Below are 5,122 nucleotides of genomic sequence, written 5' to 3'. Positions count from 1 at the left end.
ATTTAGGCGGCATCCGCAGACTTTATCTTCCCCTTCCCCACACCGGACATGGCCCGTTCCGTACTTGTCCTCCCAACCTCAATTCTCAAGGAAATTTCCTATCTTTTTCTTCTGTTTTTTTCCCCCAAAATATATTATACTGTATAACAATAGAAATTAATTACAGAGGTGGAAGGTGTTCAAATGTCAACCAAAGGAGAGATAAGGCAGCAGACGAAGTCACAGGTCAGAGTGCCGAAGCGCTACAGTGTTATTATGCACAATGATGACTATACACCAATGGACTTTGTGGTCCGGGTTTTGATGGAGATATTTAATAAGAGAAAAGAGGAAGCCGTTATGCTGATGATGATGGTACACAAAGGAGGCAAGGCGGTGGTAGGAATGTATTCCTATGACATTGCCCTGACAAAGATCAGGCTTGTAACGGCTCTCGCGGAGGAGGAGGGGTATCCCTTCCGGCTGACGGTGGAAGAACAACGATGACCTGTACGCTCCGCGCACAGCCTGTTCCGGCAGGGGAACGCAGCGGCGGCAAGACCCACAAAGGAGGCAGAATTAATGAGAGTAACGAAAGAAGTGGCCGATATATTAAACCTGACTTTCGATGAAGCAATACGGGAGCATCATGAATATGTGACCCCGGAACTGCTTCTGTATGAAATAGCAGCCCGGGATACATTCCGGGAGGCGTTTGAAAATTGCGGCGGAGATACGGACATGCTCCGGGATAATCTGAGAGAATATATGGAACAGAATCTGGCGTCTGATGCGGACGGCAGCCGGGAGGAACCGGAGGCGGAAGGGGAAGCCCCCGACAGTTTTGGGCAGGAAGCAGGAGATGGTTCTGACGATGATTTGCGGCCCGAGATGACGGCAGGTCTGGAAACTGTCCTGATCCGGGCGCAGGAGACGGCAAATAACTGTGGAAAAGATGCCGTGGAGCTGGCTCATCTTGTGAATGGTTTCTATTCCCTTGAGGAGAGCTATGCCATTTACTATATGGAGAGCCAGGGGGTGGGAAAGACCGCCCTCCTTCAGGAACTGACGGAAATTTATGATGAGATGTATGAACGCTATCAGGAGCGGAAAGCCCGGAGGGAAAAAGAAAAATCAGGTATGTCAGGTACATCCGGCGCCCGTTTTGGCAAAGACGGGACAGAGACGGACCTGACCGGTGATGAAGAACAGCCCGGCGGACCGGATCCTGCAAATGAACAGGAAGAGCAGACGGTTAGAGGGAAAAGATGGCGGCGCTATGTCACCTGTCTGAACGAGAATCTGGACGGAGTGAATCCGCTGATCGGCCGTGAGGAGGAACTGGAGCGGACGATGCAGATTCTCTGCCGTAAGGAGAAAAACAATCCGCTCCATATCGGCGAACCGGGCGTCGGGAAGACCGCCATCGTGTACGGCCTTGCACGCCTCCTGAATGAAGGAAAGGTTCCGGAGCCGCTCAAAGGAGCGGCTGTTTACGCCCTGGATCTCGGCACTCTGCTTGCCGGGACACAGTACAGGGGAGATTTTGAAAAGCGGTTCCGTGAGATTATGGACGGAATCCAAAAGGAAGATAAATCGATCGTTTATATCGATGAAATACACAACATTGTTGGAGCCGGAGCAGTGAACGGAGGTAGCTTCGACGTCTCCAATATGCTCAAGCCATACCTTGCCTCCGGAGAGATCCGTTTTATCGGAGCAACAACCTATGAAGAATATAAAAAACATTTTGAAAAGAGCAAAAGCCTGGTCCGCCGCTTCCAGAACGTGGAGATTAAAGAGCCGTCGGAAGAAGATACGGTGAAAATCCTTGAAGGCCTGAAAAAACATTATGAAGTATACCACGGAATTAAATACGGCAAGGGTGTACTGGAATATGCGGTTAAAATGAGCGCCAGGTATATCAATGAACGCTGCCTGCCGGATAAGGCCATTGATCTGATTGATGAGGCAGGGGCATACAGGAAGCTCCATCCACAGGACCAGAAGACGCAGACGGTTGGGAAGGGCCTGATAGACGATATATTATCTAAAACCTGTCAAATTCCGAAGCAGGTCGTGGAGAGCGATGAGGTGAAAAAACTGGCGACTCTGGACAAGCGCATCGGCGCCCGCGTGTTCGGCCAGGACGAGGCGGTCGGCCAGGTGGTGAATGCGGTTAAATTCTCCAGGGCAGGCCTTCTGGAGGCGGGAAAACCGCTGGCCAGCCTTCTGTTCGTGGGCCCTACCGGAGTCGGAAAGACGGAGATAGCAAAGACGCTTGCGGATGAGCTGGGAATTAAGCTGATCCGTTACGATATGAGTGAATATGAGGAAAAACACGCGGTAGCAAAGCTGATCGGCGCCCCGGCCGGGTATGTGGGCTATGAGGAGGGCGGTCTTCTGACAGAAGAAATCAGAAAAAATCCCCATGCCGTCCTGCTGCTGGATGAGATTGAGAAGGCACACCCAGATATTTATAACATTCTGCTTCAGGTAATGGATTATGCGACGCTGACCGATAACCAGGGAAGAAAAGCGGATTTTAGAAATATCATCCTGATTATGACATCCAACGCCGGAGCCAGCCGGATTGGGAAAGCGCAGATTGGTTTTGGCGAGAGAACGGTGAAGGCTGATGTGATTATGGAGGAAGTTAAGAAAACATTCCAGCCGGAATTTCGCAACCGGCTGAACCGGATTGTGGTATTTAACGCCATGGATGATAAGATGGCCGCTTCAATTGTGGATAAAAAGCTGAGGGAACTGGCCTTTATGCTGGAAGGAAAGAAGGTGGCATTTACCGTCACTGATACGGCGAAGGCTCTTCTGAAGGAAAAAGGCATCAGCCAGGAATACGGCGCCAGGGAGATTGAGCGTGTAATCGGAAGCGAGATTAAACCGCTGCTGGTGGATGAGCTTCTGTTTGGAAGCCTGAAACGGGGCGGTGACTGTCTGCTTGACTGCCGTGAAGGAAAATTCACAGTTACGGCCGGGAAGAAGAAACAGCCGTCCATTACAGAAAAGGAACAGTAAAATGCCGGTATATCGTTTATCAAAAAAAGAAATCAGTTTTCCGGATCCCGTATTGGCCGAGGAGAACGGCCTCCTGGCGGTGGGCGGGGATTTATCAACCGATCGCCTCCTGCTTGCCTACCTGTATGGAATATTTCCCTGGTATGAACCGGGCGACGAGATACTCTGGTGGTGTCCGAAGGAGCGGTTTCTCATCTTTCCGGGAGAAATCCACGTCTCCCGTTCGATGAAAAAATATATGAATAAACACGACAGTAAAATCTGCCTGAACCGCGACTTCCGGGATACGATGCACCGGTGCAGGATGAAAAGAGAGCAGGAGGAGGGCACCTGGATTACCGATGAGATGGAGGAGGCCTATTACAGGATGAACCAGAACGGCTGGGCGGTCAGCGTGGAAGCTTTCGTGGACGGTGAGCTGGCAGGCGGCCTGTATGGAGTTTCTATCGGTAAATGTTTTTTCGGTGAGAGCATGTTCTCCGAGAGGGAAAACGGTTCCAAGGTGGCGCTGATTGCGCTGGCAAAGATTCTGGAAGAGAACGGATACCTTTTTATCGACTGCCAGTTCCATACGGAACATCTGGAGAGCATGGGCGGAAGGTACGTCCCGTGGGAAGAATATAATCAAATGCTGGAAGAAGGAACAAACAGAAGTGAGTGGTAAAAAGAAAATACAGATGCGAAAACCGGATTATTTTGAACGGTTCCAATGCTCGGCCTCTGACTGCACAGATAATTGCTGCATCGGCTGGGAAATCGATATCGATGAAAGAACGGCTGAGCGGTATAAAAAGGTACCGGGAGAGCTGGGACAAAAGCTTAAGGACAGAATCCTGCGGGAGGGGGAGGATGAACTGCCTCATTTTATCCTGCAGGGAGAGCGCTGTCCGTTTCTCGGGGATAATAATCTCTGCGAGCTTATTAATGAACTGGGGGAGAGCAGTCTCTGCGATATATGCAGGGAACATCCCCGATTCTATGAGTGGTTTGACGGTCTGACGGAAATGGGCCTGGGCCTGTGCTGCGAGGAGGCCGCAAGATTAATCTTAGAGTCCCCGGAAAAGGCCGGCTTTGTGGTATCATTTGAGGAAGAGGAAGAGGAAGAGGAAGAGGAAGAGGAAGAGGGGGGCCGGCCCCGTCTTTTTGCAAGTCTTCTGAAGGCGCGAGATACGGCCTTCGGGTTATTGCAGAACCGGGAATACCGGATCGGTGAGAGACTGGCTCTTTACCTGATGCTTGCGGAGGATATCCAGGATTATCTGGACTTATACGGTGAATACAGAGAGGCATCGGCGCAGTCTGCCCGGAGCTGTACCGACGCCAAAATACAGCCGGATGAAATACGGGCCATTGAAATACAGACGGCAGAGCGGATTCTGGAAGTCGTTGAGAGGTACGGCCGGCCGGAATTTCTTTCAGGGCTGCTTTGCGGCTGCCGGAAGGAGGAAGGCGGTGCATCGGACCGTGATAAAGTGCAGGAATGGTATGCAGATACGCTTCAATTTCTCTGTACTCTGGAACCCGTATCGCCGAAATGGCCGTCACTTCTTAACCGGCTTATGGAGGAACTGCCCCTTCTGTTTGAAAAAGAGGAGGCATTTACAAATTATTTTGAAAGCCGGGAATATGAGTACGAGCATCTTGCAGTATATTTTACATACCGGTATTTCCTGAAATCTTATTTTGACTGCGACCTTCTGTCGAGAGCTGTTTTTGCGGCTGCCGGTATTCTGATTATGCGGCTGTTTGCCATCAGCAGATTTGCGCAGGAAGGGAAGGTATCGGCAGAAGACCAGGTGGAAATTGCAAAATTTTATTCCAGGGAGCTGGAATATTCACTTGAAAATCTGGCTGCATTTTCGGAAGAAACATGGTTCAGTGATACGCTTTGTTCGGAGCGTCTGATTGAGATAATGCTTTTGCCAGGTATGGGAGCCGCTCCGCTCCTCTCAGATGAAAGGAAATGATAATCACCGGAAGGTAAAAAATCCCCGGCGCATACGCTTTGCTACAGCATATGCGCCGGGGATTTCCCGTTTACATCATCTCTTTTAGTTAACACTATGGAGATTTAATTAAGCAGGTGAGGACGCCGCCGCAGGCCAGC

General features: G+C 50.5%; 4 protein-coding genes. All 4 read left to right on the top strand.

Features of this window, described 5'->3' with window-relative positions:
• Positions 1 to 183 precede the first annotated feature (183 nt).
• The 4 genes from CLOSYM_RS20270 to fliB all read left to right on the top strand — a co-directional run bounded on the left by CLOSYM_RS20270 (position 184) and on the right by fliB (position 4,982).
• Positions 184 to 486, top strand: coding sequence for an ATP-dependent Clp protease adaptor ClpS (locus CLOSYM_RS20270; RefSeq protein WP_003508568.1), 303 nt, complete (start codon positions 184 to 186; stop codon positions 484 to 486).
• Between the two features lie 75 nt (positions 487 to 561).
• Positions 562 to 3,015 (top strand): AAA family ATPase, encoded by a 2,454-nt coding sequence (locus CLOSYM_RS20265; RefSeq protein WP_021643599.1) that lies wholly within the window; start codon positions 562 to 564, stop codon positions 3,013 to 3,015.
• A gap of 1 nt (position 3,016) precedes the next feature.
• The gene (gene aat / locus CLOSYM_RS20260; protein WP_009295715.1) at positions 3,017 to 3,679 is read left to right on the top strand and encodes a leucyl/phenylalanyl-tRNA--protein transferase; all 663 of its coding nucleotides are present in this window, start codon (positions 3,017 to 3,019) and stop codon (positions 3,677 to 3,679) included.
• Positions 3,669 to 4,982: a flagellin lysine-N-methylase gene (gene fliB, locus CLOSYM_RS20255; RefSeq protein ID WP_021643598.1), complete on the top strand. Its 1,314-nt coding sequence runs from the start codon at positions 3,669 to 3,671 to the stop codon at positions 4,980 to 4,982. Before aat ends, fliB begins: the two co-directional genes overlap by 11 nt.
• Positions 4,983 to 5,122 lie beyond the last annotated feature (140 nt).

Origin of the sequence: [Clostridium] symbiosum ATCC 14940 (genome assembly GCF_000466485.1) — a bacterium.
GTDB classification, from domain to species: domain Bacteria; phylum Bacillota; class Clostridia; order Lachnospirales; family Lachnospiraceae; genus Otoolea; species Otoolea symbiosa.
Note: the sequence above shows the minus strand (reverse complement) of the source record. Positions and strands in the feature narration are given on the sequence as shown.